This window comes from Ruminococcus bicirculans (ex Wegman et al. 2014), from assembly GCF_000723465.1.
Classification (GTDB): Bacteria; Bacillota; Clostridia; order Oscillospirales; family Ruminococcaceae; genus Hominimerdicola; species Hominimerdicola aceti.
This window is the reverse complement of record NZ_HF545616.1, coordinates 2036937-2059330: the sequence shown is the minus strand read 5'-3', so window position 1 is coordinate 2059330 and position 22394 is coordinate 2036937. Positions and strand designations below refer to the sequence as shown.

Here is a 22394-nt window from a genome sequence, read left to right as displayed (position 1 = left end):
TAATATTTGTATCTGAAAGAGGCAGCTTATGAATGATCGGCAGCTAAAGGAACTTATACTGGCGGCTAAGGGTAAGCTGCCTTTTGATATTTATTTTTACAACGCAAGAATAGTTGACGTTTACAGAGAACGGATAATAGACAGCGGCTCGGTGGGGATAAAAAACGGCATTATCGCCGCAGTTTGCCCTGACTTTGAGCCTGGAGCAACAGAGTTTATTGATTGCAGAGGGATGTATCTTGCGCCTTCTTTTATCGACGCTCATATGCACATAGAGTCCTCAAAGCTCACGCCTTTTGCATACTGCGAGGGCGCAGTGCCGCACGGAACGGGCTGTGTATTCTTTGACCCTATGCAGATGTCCAATACTCTTGGTCTTAAGGGCATAAAAGCTATATGCGAAATGCTTGGAGAAATGCCCATAGAAAGCTTTTTGCAGCTTTCTTCGCAGTATCTTTCCACCCTGAAAACGCAAGATGATATCACCAATGTTATCAAAGAGTGCAGGGCGAAAACTGTGGGTGAGATAAGCGGTGCTGTGGTCGGGAATGAGGAGATAATAAAGCTTCTCGGTGCGGCAAAAAGGGCAGGTGTAAAGGTGAATGGTCACTGTCCGTCAATGGGATTTCGTGACGTTCAGCAGGCGGCTTGCGCCGGGCTTTGTGACGACCATGAGTGCGAAAGCATAAGCGACCTTGAGCAGCGGCTGGCCTGCGGAATGGCGGTGTTGGTAAGAGAGGGAACTATAGAGCCGAACTGCCGCACTCTTTGCGAGGGGATAGTAAAAAATCATATCCCTACGGACGATATAATATTCTGCACTGATGACAAGTCTGCGGAGGATATAAAGGAAAACGGCTGTATAGATAATGCTCTGCGCATTGCAGTGAAATGCGGTATTTCCCCTGTGTCAGCAATAAAAATGGCTACTCTCAACGTCGCAAGGCACTATGGTGTTGACGATATCATAGGCTCGGTCGCTCCCTCAAGAAAGGCGAATTTTCTGCTTATGGATAGCCTTGAAAATATGACAGTGAAAAAGGTCTATCACCAGGGCAGGCTTGTGGCTGAAAACGGCGAGTTTCTTTGCAGGCATGAGTTTGACATAACTTGCTATCCTGAGCTTAAAAACACTGTGATATTGCCCAGAGGGCTTGACAGCCATTCTTTTGAGATAAAAGCAGGCTTTGAGAGGGGCTATGTTACTGCAAATGCAATTGAAATGCCCGAGGGTGGCATAGTCACAAGGCTTGTAAAAGGCAGGCTTGAAGTCAGCAACGGCATTGTATGCGGTGATACAAAAGCCGATATTCTGCCCATATTCGTTGTGGAGCGTTTCGGCAGGAGTGGTGAGATAGGCAGTGGCTTTATAAAAGGTCTTGGCATTAAAAGGGGAGCTGTTGCCGCAAGCTTTGCTCAGGAGAGCAATAATGTCGTTGTATCGGGCGTTGACCCTGAGGATATGCTTTGCGCTGTGAAAGCTGTTGAAGCGAACGGCGGCGGTGCGGCTATAGCTATTGACGGCAAGGTGGCAGGGCTTTACTCCCTTCCTGTGGCAGGCATACTAAGCGGTGAAAACATCACAGGCGAGATAAAGGCACAGAAAGCTTTCAGAGAAGCCCTTGCCCTCACAGGGGGAAACATACAGCGTATGACGGTGGTGCTCACAGTGTCGCTGTGTCAGACTATCCCAGAGGTGGGGCTGACGGAAAAAGGGCTTTTTGACGTAAACCAGCAAAGATACATACCCACATTCACAGGCGGTGAAGAATTTGAAAAATAAGCCGGAAAATGTAATAATGACAGAGGGCGACCCTAAGAAAATAATATTCCGATTTGCACAGCCTCTTATACTTGCGAATCTTTTTCAGCAGCTTTACAACACCATGGACACCATAATAGTGGGCAAGATAAATGGTGACGAAGCTCTTGCGGCGGTGGGAGTTTCCTTTGCAGTGACAATGGTCATGATAGCCGTTGCAACTGGTACGGGCATAGGAACATCGGTGCTTATAGCGAAATACTGCGGTGCCGGGAACAAGTCAAAGGTCAAGACGGGCATTTCCACTGTGCTGATATTTTCACTTATGGTCGCAGCGTTGATAGCGGTGCTTGGTGTGGTGCTTAGTATGCCGCTTTTAAGACTTCTGAAAACGCCGCAGAATATCATAAATGACGCTGCTGACTATCTGCGGATATATTCCTTAGGTATGCCGTTTATGTTTCTTTACAACGTGCAAGCGTCGGTATTTAGTGCCCTTGGCAACTCAAAGACGCCTTTTCATCTGCTTGTGATGTCCTCTTTGCTGAACATAGGGCTTGACCTTATGTTTGTAGGGGGATTTTCCATGGGCGTATCAGGTGCGGCATGGGCGACTTTCATTGCTCAGGGAGTATCGGCAGTGATATCGTTTCTGCTTCTTACTGACAAGGTATACATAAAAGACCATGAAAGAGCAGAGTTCAGCTTCTTTTCGGGGGCAGTGTTAAAAGAGATGTCGTCCTATGCGGCAGTATCGGTGATACAGCAGTCAGTGGTGTCGGTGGGAATGTTAATAGTGCAGTCTGCTGTCAATCCCTTTGGCTCGGACGTGCTTGCAGGGTACACGGCGGCTTCAAAGATAGACTCCTTTGCGATAATGCCGTTCATAGCTTGTGGAAATGCGGTATCCACCTACACAGCACAAAATCTTGGGGCAGGCAAAAAAGAGCGTATCAGAGAGGGCTACAAGGCGAGCGTGCTGTTATGCGCAGGCATAGCGGTGATAGAATTTGCAGTGATAATGCTTCTCAGACGGCGATTTTTGGGCTTTTTTATGGACTTGTCAAGCTCTTCAGCTTCCGCTATAGAAACAGGCATGGGCTACATGACAGACCTTGCGTTTTGTTATATAATAATGGGAATAAATTCAAGCTTCAACGGAATGTTAAGGGGGCTTGGGTGTTTGAAGCTGTTTTTATCCGGAAGCATAATAAATCTCACGTTCCGAATTATTTTCACCTACGCTCTGGTATCGGTCATAGGCGTATCGGCAGTATGGCTGTCAATGCCGGCAGGCTGGGTTCTGAGTTTTATTTACGGGAGAGTGGGGTATAGGATCATGTGCAAGAAGAAAGATAGTGCAGGGATAAGCGATATATGATAGGTAAAGCATTAGCTTCCGAGCAGTTGTCAGCGGCTGTTCGGAAGCTGTTTTTATTGTAAAACAAAAAACTCGCAAACCCTCATAAATAAAGGATTTGCAAGCTTTCTAACTTGGTGCGGCAAACGGGACTTGAACACTCAAGTTTTTTGAGGAAATAATCGGCAAAAAAGGGGGAGAAAATCATGGGCAATGCGTTGGTTTTGAATAAGGACTTCAAAATAGTCATGTCAAACAGCATGGTCAAGGGCAAGCAGGATGTGTTGACACTGTGGCAGCATAAGATTTTTCGCTTGCTCATTTCGCAGATAAAGCCCTCAGACAAGGGTCTGGAAACATATACTTGTAAGATAACGGACCTTGCGAAGTATCTTGGAATGAAACCTAAGTCCATGTATGGTGATATTAATGAGCTTACGGATAAGCTTATGCAAGCGTTCATTAAAATCAATACGGGTGGTATTGGAAATCGTGAAAGTTGGCTAAAAATCAACCTCATTTCTTCCTGCTCATGCAACAATGGAATACTTACTATCAGGCTTAACGATGATGTTAAGCCTTTTGTTTTGCAACAAAAAGGCTTTTATACGCAATACGAGATAGGCAGTATCCTGAATTTCAAATCTGTATATGCTATCAGGCTCTATGAGATTTTGCTCTCCGACTTCAAGGCAAGTTTCTTTTCAAGAAATAGGCACAAGTTTGAGTACTCTATTGAACAGCTCAGACAGCTTATGGGCTGTGAGGATAAGCTTTTAAAATTCAGCCAATTCAAGGAGAAGTGCATTGGCAAAGCGATTTTTGAAATAAACAACTCTGATACATCAGAGTTCACGTTGACAGCCAAGTATAACAAGAACGGCAGAGCAGTTGAGGGCGTTTCTTTCATTCTTCTCGGCAGAAGCGAATGTTTTCTGCCGTGTGATGATTACTATAATATCATCAAAACAAGCATAGAATGGAATGAAAGTTGGGATGAACCTGACGCCCCGATTTAAAAACCACCTTTTCCTAACGAGGTGGTTTTTAAAGTTAGGAAAAAGTGGTTCTAAAACATGAAGGTGTGTTGAAAGTTAGGGAAAAGTGGTCGATTGGTTAGGAAAAGGTGGCTTTTCGTTAGGGGAAAGTGGTCTTTACGCAGACAAAAATCAGGTTTTTCTGCTCTGAATTGTTGAAAGTTAGGAAAAAGTGGCTCTAAAACATGAAAGTGTGTTGAAAGTTAGGGAAAAGTGGTCGATTGGTTAGGAAAAGGTGGTTTTTCGTTAGGAAAAGGTGGCTTTTGGTTAGGAAAAAGTGGTCGCTACGTTAGGAAAAAGTGGTTTTTAAACGCTTGAAACAGCGTAGATACGCCATTTGCGACCTCCCTAAGTATATATAAGTAATTAAAGTATTTTAAGTATATAAGTAGCGGATCGATGAAAAAAGCAACATGAAAATTGTCACTAACAGCTTGTCGGTGATGATTTTGATGATGTTTTCATCATCATGGCATAGAACAGGGTAGCTCCCTGACAGGCAGGTTTAGTGTTCTTCATCTGCCTTTTCTATGCTTTTTTAGATTATTGAAGAACACAAGATATCTGAAAGGACGATGTTTCATGAAGAACACAAAAATTATCGCAGTAGCTAATCAGAAGGGTGGAGTCGCAAAGACTACCACAGCCATTAACACAGGTGTTGCACTTGCTATCAGGGGACGCAAGGTCCTGCTTATCGACTTTGACCCGCAGGAGTCACTGTCACAGTTCTTTGGCTGTTATGCGGCTGAAAAGAATATTGCAGGGCTGATGTATAACGTCATCAACAAGCGTGATTGCAATATCTCTGAGTATATCGTACACAATGAAGTCAACAAAATTGACTTCATTCCCTCAGAGCTTAACGCCATGAACAAGCTTGAGAAAGACCTCATTTCGGTAAGGTCTAAGGAAACAGTGCTGAAAAGAGCGTTTGCAAAGGGCAAGGAAATCATAGAGAAATATGACTACGTTATAATCGATTGTCTTGCAAGTCTTAATGTCATGCTTGACAATGCTCTGACTGCCGCAGACCATGTGCTTATTCCTTGTCAGGCTTCGCCTATGTCTTTTGGCGCTTTGCCAAATTTGATACTTCAGGTAAAGGAAATTCAGGAAGAACTGAATGACAGCCTTAGCATTCTTGGAATAGTGACTACGATGTATAGCAGAACTAATATCTGCAAAAATACAAAAGAAATGATCGACAATACCTACGGTGAGTTGGTATTCAAAACATACATAGAGCAAATGTCGGCTGTAGCTGAGTCACCGATGAAAGAAAAAGCTGTGGTGCTGAGTTCGGCACAGCGTAACAGGGTGTCAGCACAGTACAAGGAACTTGCAACAGAAATTGAGGAAAGGGCGTGAGCATATGAAATTTGATAAGATATTAGCAACATCTCAGAGCCGCACCAAAGCTCCGACAGAAGATACTGTTATCGAGGAAAGCAGAATAATCAAAGATAATGCGGAGATACCGCTCACGGATATAGATTTTTATAGCGACAATAATGTTGCACAGCCTTTTAACATTGACGAAGAAGAGCTGAACAGGCTTACAGAGTCTATCAAGAGCATGGGACAGCTTACGCCTGCCACTGTCAGAGAGCTTGACAGTGGCAAGTACGAGTTGCTTTCAGGTCATAAGAGATACATTGCACTCCAGAAACTTGAAAAGAAAACTATCCTTTGCCGTGTTTGTGATTTTAATGACAAAGAAGCATTCAAGGCTGTTTGTCATGCAAATATACAGCGTAAAGGTGAGAAGCCTACAGAAATATGTAATATGTTTAATGGCTACAGACAACGTTTCGGTGAGGATATGTCTGTAACGGAAATGTCAACGTTTTTTGGAATTTCACCAAAAACGTTATATCGGTGTATCCATATCAATAATCTTATTGACGAGCTTAAGTCGTTGGTCGATACTGGTATGCTGTCGATACACGCTGTTGAGATAATAGACGCTCTGAATAATGAACAGCAGAAAGTGCTTTTTAGCTATCTAAAAAAGGTAGAAAAAGCTTTGACACCAAAGGCGGCAAAACAGGTAATTGAGCTTGCGGACCAAAACAAAGACTTTACAGTTGATGATATCGACAAGGCTCTTAATCCGCCAAAGATTAAAAAGGTCTATAAAAGTCCTGTTTACAACACGATATACAGCGTTGAACCATTGCTCATTCAGGGAATGAGTGAGCAAGAGTTGGACGAGCTTGTATATAGGCTGTTGAAACAGCATATGACCGAACAGCAGGAGGGCGGTAACGAAGCCACTAAGCCTGTTAGATGGGACGGCAAATCAATGCAAGTTGAGGTCGATACGGCTGTGATAAGAATATCGAGAAAGTATGATATCAGACGTATGCTTGAAAGAAATATATCGGCATTTGACATTGCTACACAGTTGAGAAATCATTGCATTAATACGTCTTATGGAACGCCTGACGGAGAGTACACCATCTTCTGCGGAGATACAATGCTGATTAAATTCACCAATCGTATACTCAATGCCAATGGCGCAACAAGACTGGAACTGACATGGCGTCAGGTAGCCGATGAACTTATAAAACTCACAGAATTGTCCATGGACAATCTGAAATCTGAATAAGGGAGATTAAAATCATGAAGAACGAATTTAATTTTGCAGACAATATCGACAAAACAAAGATAACGCTGATAAGGCACTACATGGCGGAAAAGGGCATGGACAGTGCAGACTTTGACGAACAGCTCGCAAAAGAAATCAACGAAGCTGTTGAGGTCATGTACAGAAAATATGTCCCTAGAGCTGTACGAGAGCTGTTTGCTCAGGAAAGCTTTACGCTGAAGAAAACAGTCGCTCCTGCGGTCAAGAGTGAAGATAGCAGAAAGGAAGTTGAGAACAATGGCTGAACATCATCTCGGAGCAATAGATTTTGAACTTTCTAAGTTCAAAAACAAGTCAAGAATAGAGGGCTACAGAGCCGCATACTTCAAGGACGATGAACATCACAGTGGCTCTATGACGTTTGTTTTTCGTGGACCTTTAGAGCCTGTTGTCTATGCAAGGTATCCATATGAGGAAGAAATGGTGTTTGAGGTCGGCTATATTGGTCTTATCAATGATGAAATATCTTTCAGACCATATAAGAAGTTGCCTTATGTTGGACGCTATACGGCTGAAAAGGTGACAGAAATGATGAATGAGGACAGTTTTAAGCCTGATCCAAATGAGCTTGGCAGAGTGAGATGTTTTATTCACAAGCAAAAAGAAGTGCTTGCATGGGCGCATGACCTTGGATATACTTGTTCGTTCTCTAACGTTGAATATGTCACTGATGCTGACGGAAAGTCAATTCCTACGATATATTCAAGGATAAGACGATGAAAGTCGCTGAGTTGTATCAAGGTTATAGCGGAGAACTTTTTGAAATCCTATCTTTTTCAGATAATGCCGCCTGCATTATATCGGCTAACACTGGCGTTTACTCTGCGGTGGCTAAGCCTCTCATAGACAACTACACAATAGATTGGCGTTTCAAATACGATTTTATAACACAGGAAAAAGCGATAAATGTTACAAAGGAGCTTCGGCAAATGTATTTCAACTTTGAGGATAAGAACAGAGTAATGTCGATATCACAAGATATCGACAGTTGTATTGCAAGAAATGCAGACGGCTATCATTATGACCTTGACAGTGCATATGATGAGCTGATAGAGAATAACACGGCATTTGATATTGCCTGCACAATGGCACTTGTAGTCAAGCAACATAATCAGGTCGGACGTGATATGAGATATCACAGCGATGTTGTCGAGTGGGCTAATGATTTTCTGCAAAACAATGATATAGATTTTGAGCAGTTCAAAATTCTGCCACTGTGTCATAGCCATGCTATAGTGCTTAATGGCTTTGCAGAAATGGTAAAGGAGAGGTCTGAAAATAACGGACTGAGCATGACAATAAATAGCGGAATGTCATTGTGATAGTTTTTTGTCCGTGGACAAAATAAAGGTGTTTAATGAGTGTTTTTTTAATGCACAGTCAATGAAAAATGCCCTTTTTTATTGACTTTATCATAAAAATCTGATAAAATAAAGATGAAAACAAATGTATCACAGAAAGGACGCTTATGTTAAAATCCGAAAAAGCCAAGCTATATGACGCAAAGGCGAAACAGTTGCTTTCAAGAAAAGATGTATTTGCAAACATTCTCAAGTACGCAGTAAGAGAGTTCAAAGACTGTACCCTTGACGAGATAATCGCTTGCCTTGATGGTGAGCCTGAGATTGGCAACGTTCCTGTTGATGACAGCCCTGAGCTGATAGACGCAGCAGGCAGTGAGTCCGTTTCGGAAAATGACGGCATACGTAGCTTTGACATCAAGTACAAGGTCAAGCTTCCGAACAGCAACGAGCAAGCCGAGCTGATAGTCAATCTCGAGTCACAGAACAAATACCACAATGGGTATACACTGGAGAAACGAGGTATATACTATCTTAGCCGCCTTATTTCATCACAGTACAACGTTGAGTTTGCAAATTCAAATTTTGATGATATGAAAAAGGTGTATTCCATTTGGATATGCACCCACGCTCCAAAAGCATTGGAGAACACTATCACAGAATACAGTTTTCAGCCGACTGCTATAGTTGGAAATGGTGCTGTAGACAATAAAAAATACGATATGATGTCCCTTGTAATGATAAATCTGGGAAAGTCAGATAAGAATTACAGCGGATTGATAGAAATGCTTAACCTGCTTACGAATATGAGAAGAGTATCAGTGGAAAAAGCAATGGATATTCTCGAAAAGAATTATGGAGTCAAGTTTAAAAACAGACTGAAGGAGGTCGATGATATGTGCAATTTAAGTCAGGGCTTTTATGATGACGGCAAAGCTGAGGGCAGAGCTGAGGGCATAATTGAAGGCAGAGCTGAGGGCGAAGCCAAGGGCTTAATAAATGCCGCCAAAGAACTTGGCGCAAGTTATGAAAAAACACTTGATATGGTAGTTGATAAGCTGCACATATCACATGAGGACGGCAAGAAATACATGGATATGTATTGGAATGCGTAATGCTGACTATAGCGTAGTTCAGAAACTGAGGTCGATGATATGTGCAATTTAAGTCAGGGCTTTTATGACGAGGGCGAAGCTGAGAAGTAATTTTGTCCGTGGACAAAAATCGAATACAAACGTAAGGACACTTGAAGTTTCAGGTGTCCTTTTTTGTTGACAAAAGTCACTTTAAATGATAAAATGGGAGAATGAGGAATGATTGGTTGTATTATATTCATAATAATATTCTTAGTTGGAATTTTATACACAGTGAAAAATAAGAACAAAAAGAATGAGTTAATGGTATCGTTATATGATATACTCTGCTTATTGACGGTGTATATAATGTCAACAGAATCGACACGTTTACTTTTTCCACGATTGATAGTTATTTGGCTAATGGCAATATATATTATAATTCGTGAAAAATATTACAGTCCATTGTCGCAAAAATGGAAAGTAATTTTTGTATGTGCAACAATCATTCTTCTAATAATTCTATGTTGGAAGTGGACACGTGAGTTTATTTAAATTCTTGTTTAATTGCAGGCTAAAGTTTCGACGTTTTTTATACCAAAACAGATACTTGATTGAACGAATGTATAGCACAGCATGGTTTTTGATGTTTTTTAACATTATATTAACTTTAATTATTCGGAATGGATTTTCTGAAGCAATGCTAGTAATAATATCAATATGTTTTTTTCTGATTGATTTTATAAGGTCACTAAATAAAATGACGACATCATTACGTTCATTTTTATTAGATAGTGTCTTTTTAGAGCTTATATCGGTAGCCGTACTTTTTGATGTCTTTAACAAAATTGCACATTTAGGAAATAATTCATATGATTTCATCATACAATATGTATTGATAGTATTAGCAATAACCATTTCATGGTCAATTGTCAGTTGCATGGCTAACAACAAAGTTGCTACATTAGCAAATATTATATTATCTACTGCAATTGGATTGATGATATACATTAAGGACGCTATTTTTGACGTTCTACCTGATAGCCTGTTTCAAAAATATGATTCTTCCGATTTTCTGATATCGATTGGCTACACGCCAAAAGGAATAGTGCAGGCAGCATTAAATTACGCATTCTTACCATTCCTAATAAGTAATATAATTGCTGCTCTTATTTGTGAAATAAAAGGATATTGGATCGATAAATACAACGATGGCAAAGATATTACGATGGAAATGATAAAAGAGGATATAAATGAGAAAGAAGTACATAGCTCGAATGAATCTGTAGAAAAGTCAAGAGAGAAACTGGAACAAACTCAAGCTAATATAAAAATGCAGATGAATATAATCGACAACCTTTTAGCAAGAGGGTTTAAGCTATCTGAAGCTTTGGAGCTTGCAGAACTTGATGAAGAAGTATATAATAAATTCAAAGCTGAAAAATGATTTTGCCTGAGGACAGAAAAAATCGAATACAAACTTAAGGACACTTGAAGGTTCAGGTGTCCTTTTTTTTATAAAAAGGAGTGATTGGACAATGGAAAAAATATTTTATGGTTCACTGGGAATAGCTCTTTGTATAACAGGAATTTGGGGAATAATCAGAGAATTTATTCCTGAAAAATACAGACTTTTCAAGAAAGGCAGGAAAGAAAAATGATATTTTATGACGAAGAACATGAGGAACTGTTTAATAAGTTGTGCAAGAAAATGCCCTATCTTGACGGCTATCACTTGTCGCTTGCATATCTTTTGACAATGGATAACGTGCTTCGTGAACATATAAGTGCACTATATGATGAAAAAAAAGATGTTATTATTTTTGAGGGCTTGAGCAAGCCTTTTCAGACTCATACGAGCTTGAAAACAACACGTCTTGCCTTTAACCTGTGGAACGGCACTGTTTATGACTCAGATCCACCTGAAACTTATATCGACAAAAATGGAGAGAAAGAATATGTACCAAGCAAATACTATGTGCCCAATACTATTTTCAACTGCACCTATGCACCATACTACTTCGAAGCAATCAAAATCAGGTTCGAGATTTTCATGTGACTAATGAAATGGAGGTAATGGTATGAAAGTAAAGCACTATCACAGAGAATATGACAGCTACAAGACCGAACGTCAGTGGGCGCTTGAGGGCTTTCTTGTAGCAGAAAATGTAGAGGGCATAGAGCTTTTGCCAAGCAAACAAAGCAAACAGCCATGCAAGTATTACAAACCTGATGAAGTCAGACCTGCAACAGAGAGTGAGTTGCAGGCTTTTTTTCAGCCCGAAAAAGAAAGACGCAGAGAACAGGCAAGGGCATATCGTAAGGCTAGGCTAGAACGTGAGCAGGAAGAACGTGAAAGAGAACTTGAAGAGGCAAAGTGGTGTGCTGTTGAGCCTTACAAGAAAAAAATTGAAGAATTGAGCATGGTTATAAATGCTCTTGATAACGATCCGTCAACAGCCATTGCTATGAACTTTGAAGCAACGGGATATGAATATGGAGATGAATTATTACAACTATCAATCATCAACTTCAAAGGGGATATTCTTTTTAACAGCTATTTTAAACCCAAAAAACACAAAGAGTGGACAAAAACTGAAAAGGAAAACGGAATAACGCCAGAAATGGTTGCTAATGCGCCACAAACGTCGGATATGGCTAACCAGATTGTTGCGATATTTAATAAAGCAAATTTAGTTTTGCATAATAATCAAAACTACTTTGATTACCTTTTCTATGATAACAACATCATTTTTCAACAAAAATACCGAGAAAAAATAAATGTCAATAAAATTTTAAGTAAATGTGATAACTTTGAACTTCCAAAGGATAGCCTTGAAAAATGTCAAGCTATTTTGAAAATTTACAAAGAGAAATTGCATTGGATAGAGGAGGATAAATAATTATGAAAAACAAATATATCATTATTGACACAGAAACAACTGGCTTTCACCCATATGACGGGGACGAGTTGCTACAAGTATCTATCATAGATACTGACGGAAATGTATTATTCGATGAATATTTCAAGCCGCAGCACCGTACCGAATGGAAAGAAGCTGAACAGGTGAACGGCATAAGTCCTGAAATGGTCGCTGATCGCCCTGCTATTTCTGAAAAAATATCAGAGATAAATGCTATTATTGAAAATTCTGATACTATAATCGGGTACAACACGCAGTTTGACATTGGTTTTCTTAAAGCAAATGGTGCGATAGTTCCTGACGATATAGATACAATTGATGTTATGGAAGATTTCGCTGAGATATATGGTGAACGGAACAGTTTCCGTGACGGCTATAAATGGCAGAAGCTCACAACAGCCGCCGACTACTACGGCTATGACTGGTCACAAAGAGCTGAAACTGCACATAACAGCTTGGGCGATTGCTATGCTACGCTTTTTGTCTATAATAAGATTAATTCTGATACAATGATAATCGAACGTGTCATTGACGGAAAGCGAGTTGGCATTGAGCTAACGCCTGCGGAAATATCTCAGGCATACTGTATCAAAGAGAATGATGATAGACGGCAGGATATACTCAATGCTTTGGACGAAATGGATAGTCTGAAAATAGGCAACATTGAACTTTCAAAGGATTTTCTGAAAAACAGCAATCTTTTTATTTCTGACGTTATCTATCGTTACGAGAAAATGGACGATCACCTTGAGGACTACAACATGGCTATAGAAGATGTGTTGGATAACGCTGATAAAAATTATGCAGGCAAACTTGTATCTCATTACGCTCAAAATATGAGCCTCGCTGATAAAGAACAGTATATTGAAAGTGCTGAAATGGCAATGGATTGGAATGATACTAATGAGCCTGCAATTTCAAGACTTGAATATATGCTTTATACAACGTTAATAACTGAGAGAGATTTTGATAAAATAAGACAAGATTGTTTAAAAGCCCCCAAAAACAAAACTGGTGAGTACATTGATGGAATGATAAAAACAATGAGAACTGAAGCCAAAGTTTACTTTATTGAAGGAATAGATGAAGATAGAAAGAATGGGGTTGAGATTTCAGAACTAGATAACATTGTTTATGATAAGCTTGTTGAAGATAGGCTTATCAGGGAAGATGAAGTCCTTAATTATATGGCAACCAAACAGCGTATCTCAGACATAGCTGAAAATTGCCGCAATGCCTGTGAGCTGTGCGACAAGCAGTCACAAAATGATATTTTTCTTTCGGAAGAGCAAGTCGTACAGGCTGTCAAACTTGGCATACCTGTAGGATATGTGACTAAGCAGGAAGGTCATCACGGCTCATCGGCAGGACTGCACACTTTCTATATGCTTTCCGAGCAAAACTACTCAGCTCTGACTAATGACAGTAGTATGGATAAGGGTCCTGTTTTTCATTACACAATGACTGAAGAACAGAAGAAGGAAATGCTTGATATAATCAATGCTGCTATTGAAGATCCTTGCTTTGCAGAAGGAATTGAAAAGCTAAAGAGAGATGACGATATAGGTTTTAAGCCGATATCATCTTTTTTAGATGACACTGATGATGTACTTGACCTCACGGAAAAGACAGGCAGGTCGCTATGATGAAACACGCAATAATTGAAATGCTCCCTGTGTATGTCCTTTCTTTCGTGGCAAACTTAGTATCAGCTATAGTTATATTATGCTATGGTATGCCGTATTCAGGGCAGTGGGAGTTTTTTTATAAGAGAGTAATTTTTGTGATTTTCTCAGTTGTCACCTCATTGTTGATCTGCGTATGGGGGACACAAAGACTAAAAAAAGATAGAAAAAGGAGAGGATAGTTAATGGCAGGCTTTTTGGTTTATATGACCCCAGCTGCATTTATTGTGACTTGGGAGTTAGCTAAATATTTCTTTGGTGATAAACTTATGATTAAGGTGCTTGAAAGTATATCGATATCTTTTTATGCACTAGGAATTATATTTGGAATTGTCTTAGCAGCGAATACCTTTAGTAATTTCATGATTGGCTTTGCTGTAGATAAGCTTAATGTTTCGGTAAATATAAACTATAAGTTTATGATATGCATACCTGTATATATAGCATTAGGAATCTCTTTTTCAAGGATTGCAAGAAAGATTGCTATCAAGAATGATGAAAAGAATGACGAAGACGATAGAGGAGAATAGATATGACAGAACAGGACGTTCATAATACATTACATAGTTTTGACGTTATCAAGCAATTTCAGACTTCGGGACAGTCCTTTGAAGATTTCTTTGAAGAAAACAAGGACCTTGTTAAAAATGAGTATTCTCACGAGTTTAAGTTTCTCTATTACTCATATTCAACTCACAGAGTTTGGATAACTGATGATTGCTTTCTTGAACACAAAAGAACAATGGACTTTAATGGCTATACGGAAGAAAGTGATGAAGTATATATCAAAAAGCTGGGCGTTGATGATAGCTATGAGTGTTGTACAATTAAGGACGATGACGAGTATATCGCAGGACGTTTGACGCAAAGCGTTTCAAGTGATGATATCATCGACTATTTTAAGCATTATGGTGTAAAAGCCGCAGAATTTCCATTTGTTTATTCTCCTTTTTCAGATAATATCGGTAAGGAGAATTTGAAAAATGCCTACCTTGATACCTGTGCTTGGGAAGTAAAAAAAAGATACAGTGAACAGCAGGATATTCTTGATTTTACACCGATCGATATCGAGCGTAAGACTCGATTTACAATGCTTAAAGAAGAACTTGCCTGCTGCGAACAGGTCGGGTTTGACAGTATTAATCAGGCTCTTTTGGAGTTTGCGAAAAAAGATATCTTTAAGGACGAAATTCTGAAATACGCTGTATTTACTGAAAATGAAATTGATTCCGTAAAAAATGATTTATCACAAGCTGAGATTGAAACAATGAAAAGAAGGGCGGATATGGTCAGCATTGCCAAAGAACTTATCAATGAATTTACAGTAATCGAATTTGAAAATGACGCAGATTTTTCTGACCTTTCTCATATACCGATAGCCTACACTACCGATGAGATACTTGAATTTCCGATTAATGTTTTTGTTGACCTCGAAAAAATGAAGTTGGTGAAGCGGTATAATAATAACAGCGAATTTGACAGCGGAGTATATTTTGGAGAAAGTAAAGACAAAATGTATATGATTTTGGGTAATCTTGAATTTGATGAACTGGTGAGCGTCCCTGATTATGTTAGAGAAGAAATTGGAAAAGACGATGCGCTTGACATGACAAATGATAGATCGTTGTCATTATAATTTTTTCTCGAGAGTTTTCCCTGAAAACAAGCCTATAAATGTTTTAATCAATTCAAAAATGCACAATATTTGGTGCGAAAGTTTGGCTATTCTGCCGTTGACGTGTTTTCTTGCTGTATGGTATAATATAGGTGTAGAAAACATATGGGAGGTATAACAATGGTAAAAGATTATAAGTATTATAAAAACTTGCCCGAACTTGATGAAGCGAAGATAGAGAGCCTTATCAGACCGAGCAATGAAGTTGATGATTTTATCAAAAAAGGGGAAGAAAAGCTCAATGACCCTGAGTTTGATAAAAAAACAATGCTTCTTTACACCATTGACGAAATAAAAGATTTTGTCGGTGAGGAGTTTTGGTCGGCTACGGAACAGCCACAGCACTTAGCAATGACCGAAGAAGAACGTTGTCTTGAACGAATGAAAGCATACTATGATAAGATTTTCAAAGCATACTATAATCAGCTTGACGGCATGGGTGAGAACCATGATTTCAGTGGCTCAAGAAAAGCTTTTTTACGCACATCGAAAAAATTCCAGATACAATTCAAGAATATGCTTTTTGAGATGAAAGTCAGCGAAGAAGATTTTTGGAAAAGGTTTGACCGCAACTCTGAAAGATACTGGCTGTCACTTTACTATCCACTTCTCCATACGCAGAGAGAACTGCCCTCAGAAGAACCGATAGAAATGCTCAGAACACACTATATGTTCTGGATAAACCATATGATAAAGGAATTTATGGACGATATGTACATCTATTCGCTTAATCTTCAAGCAGGATATTTCAGCTAAATTTGTCCACGGACAAAATGAAAAATTGACACAAAGAAATGATTGTGATATAATCTAGTTTGGAAAAGGTAAACTTAAACGGTAGGCGGTGTCCTCCCACACGGAATGGTCTGAATATTGTCAGCCGAAAGGCTCAGGCAAAATAGGATATTCGGGAGGTGATAGAATGGACTTAGCTTTCTTTGTCTTGACTATCGTGCTGATTGTCGCTCTCAACGAGCTGATAAAAAGCATAAAAAAATAACCGCCCTCGACCAAAAGTTGCGGTTATTTTTTACATAATCAAAAACTGAGGATAGCCGTCTATGCGGTTTACCTTTTCTATATATAAGTATACATCACTTTAAGATATATGTCAAGTCTAAAAAAGGAGGAAAACCATATGAAGAACACGATAAAAGCCATAGCCGCCTTGATAATCAGTGCGACAATGATAAGCATAACCGCCTGCGGCAACACAGACAACACATCATCAGCCCCTCCAAAGGCAACCACAACAGCTTCAAGCACAGAAGCTTCGGCAACTACCACAACGGAAGCCACACTGACCTCTCGGAGCGAGGAAACATCTCTTTCGGCTACCACAACATCATCAACAACGTCCGCAAGCACAAGCAGTGGTAAATCATCGACTACCACAAAGGGTGGCACAACCACAAAATCGAACAGCCCACAGGCTAGTAATGGCGGCACAGTAAATAATCAGAGCTACAGCCACAGCACCGCAAACAACGGTTCGGGCAACAACAGCTACAGCAATGACAATAACAACAGCTATCAGCCACAGCAGACGGAACGTCAGACAGAAAGACAGACAGAGCGTCAGACAACAACTACAAGACAGACCACAACAACGGCAAAGAAAACGCAAGCCCCGAAGCCAAAGCCGACTACAACAACGGCTAAGCCAAAACCAAAGTTCGAGCTTACTCAGAGTGATATAGACAGAGCGTGCAGGGAACTTAACGATTATTCCAAAAAACAGTCATGGGATTTCATTTCATCAATATATGAGGAGTGTGGTTATTCTTCTATTGATGATTGTTATGACGCATTGGAAAAAGCAGCCAACCTTGACGATAACTCTTGGGGAACACCTGATACTGTTTCACCTGATACATACTCATCATATGACGAGTTATATCAAAAGGTAAGAGGACACATTGATGTTCTGTATAAGCGTATAAAATACGAGTCGCACATTGTAGTATATGCCGAGTGGCATGGTGACGGCTCAGCAATAAACTCAGACGGCAAGCCTGCATGGGAAATATATCTCCTTTACTGATATGTAAATAAAATTGAATAAGATTTAAAAGCAATTCGATTTTCTTTCGGATTGCTTTTTTTATTGCCCGAAAATCAAGCCTTATGGCTTTTTAGATAGATAAAAAATTTTTAGGAGGAAAACAAATGAAAAAGAAAAGTCTTTTCAAACGTCTTAGCAGTGTTGCACTCGCATTTCTGCTCAGCTTGTCGGCTCTTACACAAGGCATAACAGCCAGTGCGTTCTCCGACAAAAACCAAGCCACACAGCAGTGGCTGTCAACATGGAGCTATGATTTCCGTGGTTCAGGTTTGCCAAAGGGCTATGATATTGAAACAGGGAAATACAATGACACTCACTTCACTGGATACTTTGCATCAGAAGTGCCGTATTTCACAACATCTGATAACAACTACGCTTACTGCATTAACTTTGATAAGCTGCATAATAGCGGAACAGTTTCAAAGCAGCAGACACTTAATGATTACATGAAAAACGGTCATATTCCTGATGATATGCAGTATCAGATAAAAGAGTTCTGTATTTACAGTTACAAAGGCAAAACTCAGTACGGCTATTCTAAGGACACCGAACTGTGTGCGTCAAGTGTTATGTCACAGGCGGTTTCTGCTCGTTTTTTTGATGAAAGCACAACAGGACTTTCAAGCAATGAAACAAAGCTTCTCAACGCCTACAGCTACAACGGCAGCAACGCAAGCAGTCATCACAATGACCTTGTCGATTGCTACAAGAAAATGAAGTCTGAAATGCTTTCGCACTATGATGTTCCTAGTGGTACTTCAAACAACAAGAGTATTATAGGCAAAAAAGCAACATATCCTGCAAAATATGATGTCAAGACAGGAAAGTGGACAGCCACAGTTAAGCTTGACAGCTCTCTATCACAGTTCAGCGTTTCAAAGCCGAACGCAGTAACTTCTCAGAAGTCAGGCTCACAGATTATCCTTACAGCCGATAACGAGAAAGACCTGAAAAACATTGTCATAACGATAACAAAGACAAAGGGCAAGTATGTTGACCACATTGACGAGTGTTCACCTCTTATCCTTTCGGGCGGCTCAGACGTTCAGGAAATGGTGGTTTCTTGCTACGAGGATAAAGACCCAGTAAAGGCTTATCTGAAAATAACAACACCTATAGGATCAGCTCACATCAACAAAACATTCACAGATTACTTCGGCAACGCTCAGACAGCCACAGCTGATATGTACAAAGCCGTCAAGTTTCAGCTTGCTTGCAAGGTCGGTGACAGCTACAAGTTTGTAAAGGCAACTGGAAAGGACGGAAGCTACAGCTTCACTGACCTCGCTTCACAGGCTACAGACCTTACGCCAAACAATAAGGGTGATATTGATGTAACAGGTCTGCCAGAGGGCGATTATGAGTGGAGAGAAATATCCACGGCAGACGGATATATGATTTCATCAAAGAAAGCTATCACTGTTACCGCTGACAAGACGGCTAAAACGGAGTTCATCAACAAGGCTTCTGCTCCTGACAAGGGCAAGATAACAATTCACAAGCGTGACGCTGAAACAAGAGCTGACCTTGCAGGCGCAAAGTTTGAAGTGGCAGCAGCCGAGGATATCTACGTTGGCAATGGCTATTGTATCTATCCGAAAGGAACAGTTATCGACACCATAACCACAGGCACAGACGGCATAGCTGAAACAACAAAGGCTATCTACAAGGGCTACAGCTACACAGTGACAGAAATCGAAGCACCAAAGGGCTATTCAATTTCTGATGAGCCAACACAGACTATCAAGCTTGTTGAACAGCAGGTGGAGTTTGTTGTGGATTTTGACAACAAACAAAACACTATTCCTTTTGAGATAACAAAGACTGACATTTCAACAGGTGAGCTTATCCCTGATTGTACTTTTGAAATTCTTAATGAAAATAAAGAACAGGTCATCACAGGAACTACAGACGAGAACGGCATTGCAAAGTTTCAGCTTGCTATAGGCAAATATTTCTATCGTGAGATTTCAGCACCTGATATTTACGAGATAGACGATACTCCTTATCCGTTTGAAATAACTGAAAACGATGATATCGTCAAGGCTGAAATGACAAACAAGAAGAAAAGTGGCTCTATAAAGGTCACAAAGACAACAACAGGTAATCTCAATATCGAGGGCATTAAGTTCTTTGCAACAGGAATTTCTGATACAAACAAGGACTTGAAGTTTGAAGCGACAACGAATGAAAATGGCGTAGCAATGTTCGATAAGCTTGTTATCGGCAAGTATGTCATCACAGAGGACGGATCAACAGTTCCTGCGGCTTACCTCACTGCTGATGAGCAGGAAGTAACAGTTGAATACAACGAAACAGCAGAGGTTGCGTTCGAGAATATCGAGAAAACAGGCGAGATAAAGGTCACAAAAACCACTGTTGGCAACATCAATGTCAGCGGTATCACATTCAACCTGAGAGGTACATCAGACAGCGGCAGAGATATCGACATTCCTGCGGTAACTGATGAGAACGGCGTTGCGATTTTCAGTGAGATACCAATTGGAACTTATACTATCTATGAAGATGAGAAAACAGTACCAACTGCATATCTTGTCGCTGACCCACAGAACGTGACAGTAACCTATGCTGAAACAAAAGAAGTTCCTATTGAGAACAAGGAAAAGACAGGCTCTATCACAGTTCACAAGACAACTGAGGGTCAGAAGAACATCGAGGGAATAAAATTCTATCTCAGAGGTACATCTGATAGCGGCAGAGCTATTGATATCCCTGCGACAACTGATAAGGACGGCATAGCAAAGTTTGATGGAGTTCCAATCGGAACTTACATGGTTATCGAGGACGAGGAAACAGTACCATACGGCTATCTCGTAGCTGACGAAAAAGAGGTCAAGGTCGAGTATGCTCAGACTATTGATGAAACTATTCTTAATAACGAGCAGACAGGAACAGTTAAGGTACACAAGAAAACTGCTGATATGACTAACGTTGAGGGCATCAGATTTATCCTTTCAGGCATTTCCGATACTGGCAGAGAGATACGCATTGAGGCAACCACTGACAAGGACGGACTTGCGAAGTTTGAGGGCGTTCCAGTTGGTACATACACTATCACCGAGGACGGCAGCACAGTTCCATACGGTTATCTTGTGGCTGACTCCAAACAGGTGACAGTGGCATATGCACAGACTGTTGACACAGATATGGTAAATGAGAAAGCTCCTGATACGCCGAACACAGGCGTAACGGACAATGACTCAGACGGCAGCAAAGCACTGTGCAGCGTGGCTATCATTCTCGCAGGAGCTGCTATCGTGATGTTCAGCCGAAAGCGAAAAGAAAGATAATTGATGCTGTCTGAAAAAAGACAGTAAAAAGGGGATCAATTTATCATACATGAAGAAAGCCCCTGCAACTGGGCAGGGGCTTGGGAGGACGGGAATGAATAATGTGAATATCGATTTTAATTTCAAGTATCCAGGCAAAAAAGAAAGAGTAATCTATACAGTAACATCTATTTTAAAAGATGAAATTCGATTGTTTGGCAAAAGTATCATTTCAGCTATTCTAGTATGTGTTTGTTTTGAGAACGGATGGATCTTACCGCAAGAACACTGTGGTAACGATGATTTTATGATAGTTATGTTTTCAATTTTCTACTTTATGCAGTGTGCTATATTGATAAATATATTCTCGAAAAAATACACATATGAGGGAAACATTATAGCCAAGTTTCATAATGGGGAAATCACTTATAGCGGAAAAACTAAGATAGGCGGAAATGAAGATGAATAACGAAAATGAACTCCATGATGTAACTTTTAAAATCAGGTATCCTAGTAAAAAGGAAAAAATTATATATGCGGTAAAGTCCATTTTAATAGATGAGTTGACTATTCTTGCTGAAAGTATTGCTATAGCTGCAATACTTTGCTCTTTCTTTTCAAACGAATGGTCTATACCTCAAAAATACAATGTATTTATAGTACTATTGTACGTTGTATTTTTTGTTTCACAAATATTGATACTTTTAAGGGCTGCATTAACAGGGAGATACACCTTAAAAGAAATAATCATTCGGAGAGTTGAGAAATGAGCATATTTAAAAGATTGGAAAATCACTATAAAAGTAAGAGCTACTTGACATATCATGCGGCTAATGAGCATGAACAGCTGCTGTTATTTTATCCAAATTATAAAAGCACAAAGATATACGTCATACATAAAAGTGATGACTCTAAGTGGTTTGACCTTGGTTGCCTTGAAAGAGGCGATGATGAAAAGCTCGGTGTTTCATTTTATGACGGCTGCGATAACAATTTTAATAAAATGATAGCGAAAATGAAAGGCGTAGATAAGGCAGCTGAGGACTATAGGTTTACAATCTTTTATGACCCCGACACGGATACTTATTGGGTAGACAATTCATTAGAGCTGTTTTTTGAAAATCAAGAAGATGTTATCGCCAGATATTTAAAAGAAAATGGATATCAGTTAATAAGCATGACAGGAGAAAAATAATACATGGAACTTGGGCAAAAAGGAAAAGGACGAACATTTAAACTGTATCATGATGTTCCTGAACGCTACAAAGCCACAGCCGCAGATACGGCACGTTTTGAGAAATTTTTAAAAATCATGATAAAAAAAACTACAAAGGCTATTGGCAAAAATTTAACTCGCTAAAAATTCAGACTTTTAAATAGTATAGCATATTTATTTTCAAAGCACAAGCAGTTTAAATAGAAGAAAACGCCTGCAACGGGGCAGGGGAGGTAGAGTAATGTGAACACTCTTTTTTTGATTATATGCTATGTACTTGTAATAGGATCTTGGTCTTTGTTGTGGTCAATATACACTGGTGATCCTTTATATGCTTGGCGAAAACCGATCGA

The 22394-nt window shown here is 39.8% G+C and carries 23 protein-coding genes; all 23 read left to right on the top strand.

Annotated features, from left to right (window positions below; translation table 11 throughout):
* The first annotated feature begins 28 nt into the window (after positions 1 to 28).
* The 23 genes from RBI_RS09550 to RBI_RS14965 all read left to right on the top strand — a co-directional run bounded on the left by RBI_RS09550 (position 29) and on the right by RBI_RS14965 (position 22185).
* On the top strand, positions 29 to 1783 hold the full coding sequence (locus tag RBI_RS09550) for an adenine deaminase C-terminal domain-containing protein (protein ID WP_038672591.1): 1755 nt from the start codon (positions 29 to 31) through the stop codon (positions 1781 to 1783).
* A complete protein-coding gene (locus tag RBI_RS09545) occupies positions 1773 to 3143 on the top strand; it encodes an MATE family efflux transporter (RefSeq protein ID WP_051706743.1) in 1371 nt (456 codons plus the stop codon). The genes RBI_RS09550 and RBI_RS09545 overlap by 11 nt, the downstream gene beginning before the upstream one ends.
* A 185-nt stretch (positions 3144 to 3328) precedes the next feature.
* Positions 3329 to 4141 carry a replication initiation protein gene (locus RBI_RS09540; RefSeq protein WP_038672589.1) on the top strand — a complete coding sequence of 271 codons (813 nt, stop codon included), beginning with the start codon at positions 3329 to 3331 and terminating at the stop codon, positions 4139 to 4141.
* 600 nt (positions 4142 to 4741) lie between these two features.
* Complete coding sequence (locus RBI_RS09535; protein WP_038672587.1) at positions 4742 to 5530, top strand: ParA family protein; 789 nt, start codon at positions 4742 to 4744, stop codon at positions 5528 to 5530.
* A gap of 4 nt (positions 5531 to 5534) precedes the next feature.
* Complete coding sequence (locus tag RBI_RS09530; protein WP_038672586.1) at positions 5535 to 6773, top strand: ParB/RepB/Spo0J family partition protein; 1239 nt, start codon at positions 5535 to 5537, stop codon at positions 6771 to 6773.
* Between the two features lie 14 nt (positions 6774 to 6787).
* Complete coding sequence (locus tag RBI_RS09525; protein WP_022287869.1) at positions 6788 to 7057, top strand: hypothetical protein; 270 nt, start codon at positions 6788 to 6790, stop codon at positions 7055 to 7057.
* Complete coding sequence (locus tag RBI_RS09520) at positions 7050 to 7532, top strand: hypothetical protein (RefSeq protein WP_038672584.1); 483 nt, start codon at positions 7050 to 7052, stop codon at positions 7530 to 7532. Before RBI_RS09525 ends, RBI_RS09520 begins: the two co-directional genes overlap by 8 nt.
* A complete protein-coding gene (locus tag RBI_RS09515; protein WP_038672581.1) occupies positions 7529 to 8134 on the top strand; it encodes a DUF3849 domain-containing protein in 606 nt (201 codons plus the stop codon). Before RBI_RS09520 ends, RBI_RS09515 begins: the two co-directional genes overlap by 4 nt.
* Before the next feature lie 146 nt (positions 8135 to 8280).
* A complete protein-coding gene (locus tag RBI_RS09510; protein ID WP_051706741.1) occupies positions 8281 to 9228 on the top strand; it encodes a hypothetical protein in 948 nt (315 codons plus the stop codon).
* Between the two features lie 718 nt (positions 9229 to 9946).
* Entirely contained in the window at positions 9947 to 10633 is a 687-nt protein-coding gene (locus RBI_RS09500) for a hypothetical protein (protein WP_207640607.1), read from the top strand.
* 91 nt (positions 10634 to 10724) lie between these two features.
* The gene (locus tag RBI_RS15445; RefSeq protein ID WP_270764123.1) at positions 10725 to 10847 is read left to right on the top strand and encodes a hypothetical protein; all 123 of its coding nucleotides are present in this window, start codon (positions 10725 to 10727) and stop codon (positions 10845 to 10847) included.
* Complete coding sequence (locus RBI_RS09495; RefSeq protein WP_051706739.1) at positions 10844 to 11245, top strand: DUF6075 family protein; 402 nt, start codon at positions 10844 to 10846, stop codon at positions 11243 to 11245. Before RBI_RS15445 ends, RBI_RS09495 begins: the two co-directional genes overlap by 4 nt.
* Before the next feature lie 22 nt (positions 11246 to 11267).
* Entirely contained in the window at positions 11268 to 12089 is an 822-nt protein-coding gene (locus tag RBI_RS14235; RefSeq protein ID WP_051706738.1) for an exonuclease domain-containing protein, read from the top strand.
* Between the two features lie 2 nt (positions 12090 to 12091).
* Entirely contained in the window at positions 12092 to 13756 is a 1665-nt protein-coding gene (locus tag RBI_RS14230) for a 3'-5' exonuclease (protein WP_051706736.1), read from the top strand.
* 224 nt (positions 13757 to 13980) lie between these two features.
* Positions 13981 to 14325, top strand: a complete 345-nt coding sequence (locus RBI_RS09475; protein ID WP_038672575.1) for a hypothetical protein — start codon at positions 13981 to 13983, stop codon at positions 14323 to 14325.
* A gap of 2 nt (positions 14326 to 14327) precedes the next feature.
* Positions 14328 to 15431, top strand: coding sequence for a hypothetical protein (locus RBI_RS09470; protein ID WP_038672573.1), 1104 nt, complete (start codon positions 14328 to 14330; stop codon positions 15429 to 15431).
* 159 nt (positions 15432 to 15590) lie between these two features.
* Positions 15591 to 16226, top strand: a complete 636-nt coding sequence (locus tag RBI_RS09465; protein WP_038672571.1) for a hypothetical protein — start codon at positions 15591 to 15593, stop codon at positions 16224 to 16226.
* 382 nt (positions 16227 to 16608) lie between these two features.
* Positions 16609 to 17514: a hypothetical protein gene (locus RBI_RS09460; protein ID WP_038672569.1), complete on the top strand. Its 906-nt coding sequence runs from the start codon at positions 16609 to 16611 to the stop codon at positions 17512 to 17514.
* A 125-nt stretch (positions 17515 to 17639) separates the two neighbouring features.
* Positions 17640 to 20846 (top strand): SpaA isopeptide-forming pilin-related protein, encoded by a 3207-nt coding sequence (locus RBI_RS09455; protein WP_038672567.1) that lies wholly within the window; start codon positions 17640 to 17642, stop codon positions 20844 to 20846.
* A gap of 49 nt (positions 20847 to 20895) precedes the next feature.
* Positions 20896 to 21294: a hypothetical protein gene (locus RBI_RS09450; RefSeq protein WP_038672338.1), complete on the top strand. Its 399-nt coding sequence runs from the start codon at positions 20896 to 20898 to the stop codon at positions 21292 to 21294.
* Positions 21287 to 21595, top strand: coding sequence for a hypothetical protein (locus RBI_RS09445; protein WP_038672340.1), 309 nt, complete (start codon positions 21287 to 21289; stop codon positions 21593 to 21595). Before RBI_RS09450 ends, RBI_RS09445 begins: the two co-directional genes overlap by 8 nt.
* Positions 21592 to 22020 (top strand): hypothetical protein, encoded by a 429-nt coding sequence (locus RBI_RS09440; RefSeq protein ID WP_038672342.1) that lies wholly within the window; start codon positions 21592 to 21594, stop codon positions 22018 to 22020. Before RBI_RS09445 ends, RBI_RS09440 begins: the two co-directional genes overlap by 4 nt.
* A 3-nt stretch (positions 22021 to 22023) precedes the next feature.
* Entirely contained in the window at positions 22024 to 22185 is a 162-nt protein-coding gene (locus RBI_RS14965; protein ID WP_158455146.1) for a hypothetical protein, read from the top strand.
* The last annotated feature ends 209 nt before the right edge of the window (positions 22186 to 22394 follow it).

Coding starts and splice junctions, on each gene's coding strand:
- RBI_RS09550 (WP_038672591.1), top strand. CDS start 29: ATGAATGATCGGCAGCTAAAGGAACTTATACTGGCGGCTAAGGGTAAG.
- RBI_RS09540 (WP_038672589.1), top strand. CDS start 3,329: ATGGGCAATGCGTTGGTTTTGAATAAGGACTTCAAAATAGTCATGTCA.
- RBI_RS09535 (WP_038672587.1), top strand. CDS start 4,742: ATGAAGAACACAAAAATTATCGCAGTAGCTAATCAGAAGGGTGGAGTC.
- RBI_RS09530 (WP_038672586.1), top strand. CDS start 5,535: ATGAAATTTGATAAGATATTAGCAACATCTCAGAGCCGCACCAAAGCT.
- RBI_RS09525 (WP_022287869.1), top strand. CDS start 6,788: ATGAAGAACGAATTTAATTTTGCAGACAATATCGACAAAACAAAGATA.
- RBI_RS09520 (WP_038672584.1), top strand. CDS start 7,050: ATGGCTGAACATCATCTCGGAGCAATAGATTTTGAACTTTCTAAGTTC.
- RBI_RS09515 (WP_038672581.1), top strand. CDS start 7,529: ATGAAAGTCGCTGAGTTGTATCAAGGTTATAGCGGAGAACTTTTTGAA.
- RBI_RS09510 (WP_051706741.1), top strand. CDS start 8,281: ATGTTAAAATCCGAAAAAGCCAAGCTATATGACGCAAAGGCGAAACAG.
- RBI_RS09500 (WP_207640607.1), top strand. CDS start 9,947: ATGACGACATCATTACGTTCATTTTTATTAGATAGTGTCTTTTTAGAG.
- RBI_RS15445 (WP_270764123.1), top strand. CDS start 10,725: ATGGAAAAAATATTTTATGGTTCACTGGGAATAGCTCTTTGTATAACA.
- RBI_RS09495 (WP_051706739.1), top strand. CDS start 10,844: ATGATATTTTATGACGAAGAACATGAGGAACTGTTTAATAAGTTGTGC.
- RBI_RS14235 (WP_051706738.1), top strand. CDS start 11,268: ATGAAAGTAAAGCACTATCACAGAGAATATGACAGCTACAAGACCGAA.
- RBI_RS14230 (WP_051706736.1), top strand. CDS start 12,092: ATGAAAAACAAATATATCATTATTGACACAGAAACAACTGGCTTTCAC.
- RBI_RS09475 (WP_038672575.1), top strand. CDS start 13,981: ATGGCAGGCTTTTTGGTTTATATGACCCCAGCTGCATTTATTGTGACT.
- RBI_RS09470 (WP_038672573.1), top strand. CDS start 14,328: ATGACAGAACAGGACGTTCATAATACATTACATAGTTTTGACGTTATC.
- RBI_RS09465 (WP_038672571.1), top strand. CDS start 15,591: ATGGTAAAAGATTATAAGTATTATAAAAACTTGCCCGAACTTGATGAA.
- RBI_RS09460 (WP_038672569.1), top strand. CDS start 16,609: ATGAAGAACACGATAAAAGCCATAGCCGCCTTGATAATCAGTGCGACA.
- RBI_RS09455 (WP_038672567.1), top strand. CDS start 17,640: ATGAAAAAGAAAAGTCTTTTCAAACGTCTTAGCAGTGTTGCACTCGCA.
- RBI_RS09450 (WP_038672338.1), top strand. CDS start 20,896: ATGAAGAAAGCCCCTGCAACTGGGCAGGGGCTTGGGAGGACGGGAATG.
- RBI_RS09445 (WP_038672340.1), top strand. CDS start 21,287: ATGAATAACGAAAATGAACTCCATGATGTAACTTTTAAAATCAGGTAT.
- RBI_RS09440 (WP_038672342.1), top strand. CDS start 21,592: ATGAGCATATTTAAAAGATTGGAAAATCACTATAAAAGTAAGAGCTAC.
- RBI_RS14965 (WP_158455146.1), top strand. CDS start 22,024: ATGGAACTTGGGCAAAAAGGAAAAGGACGAACATTTAAACTGTATCAT.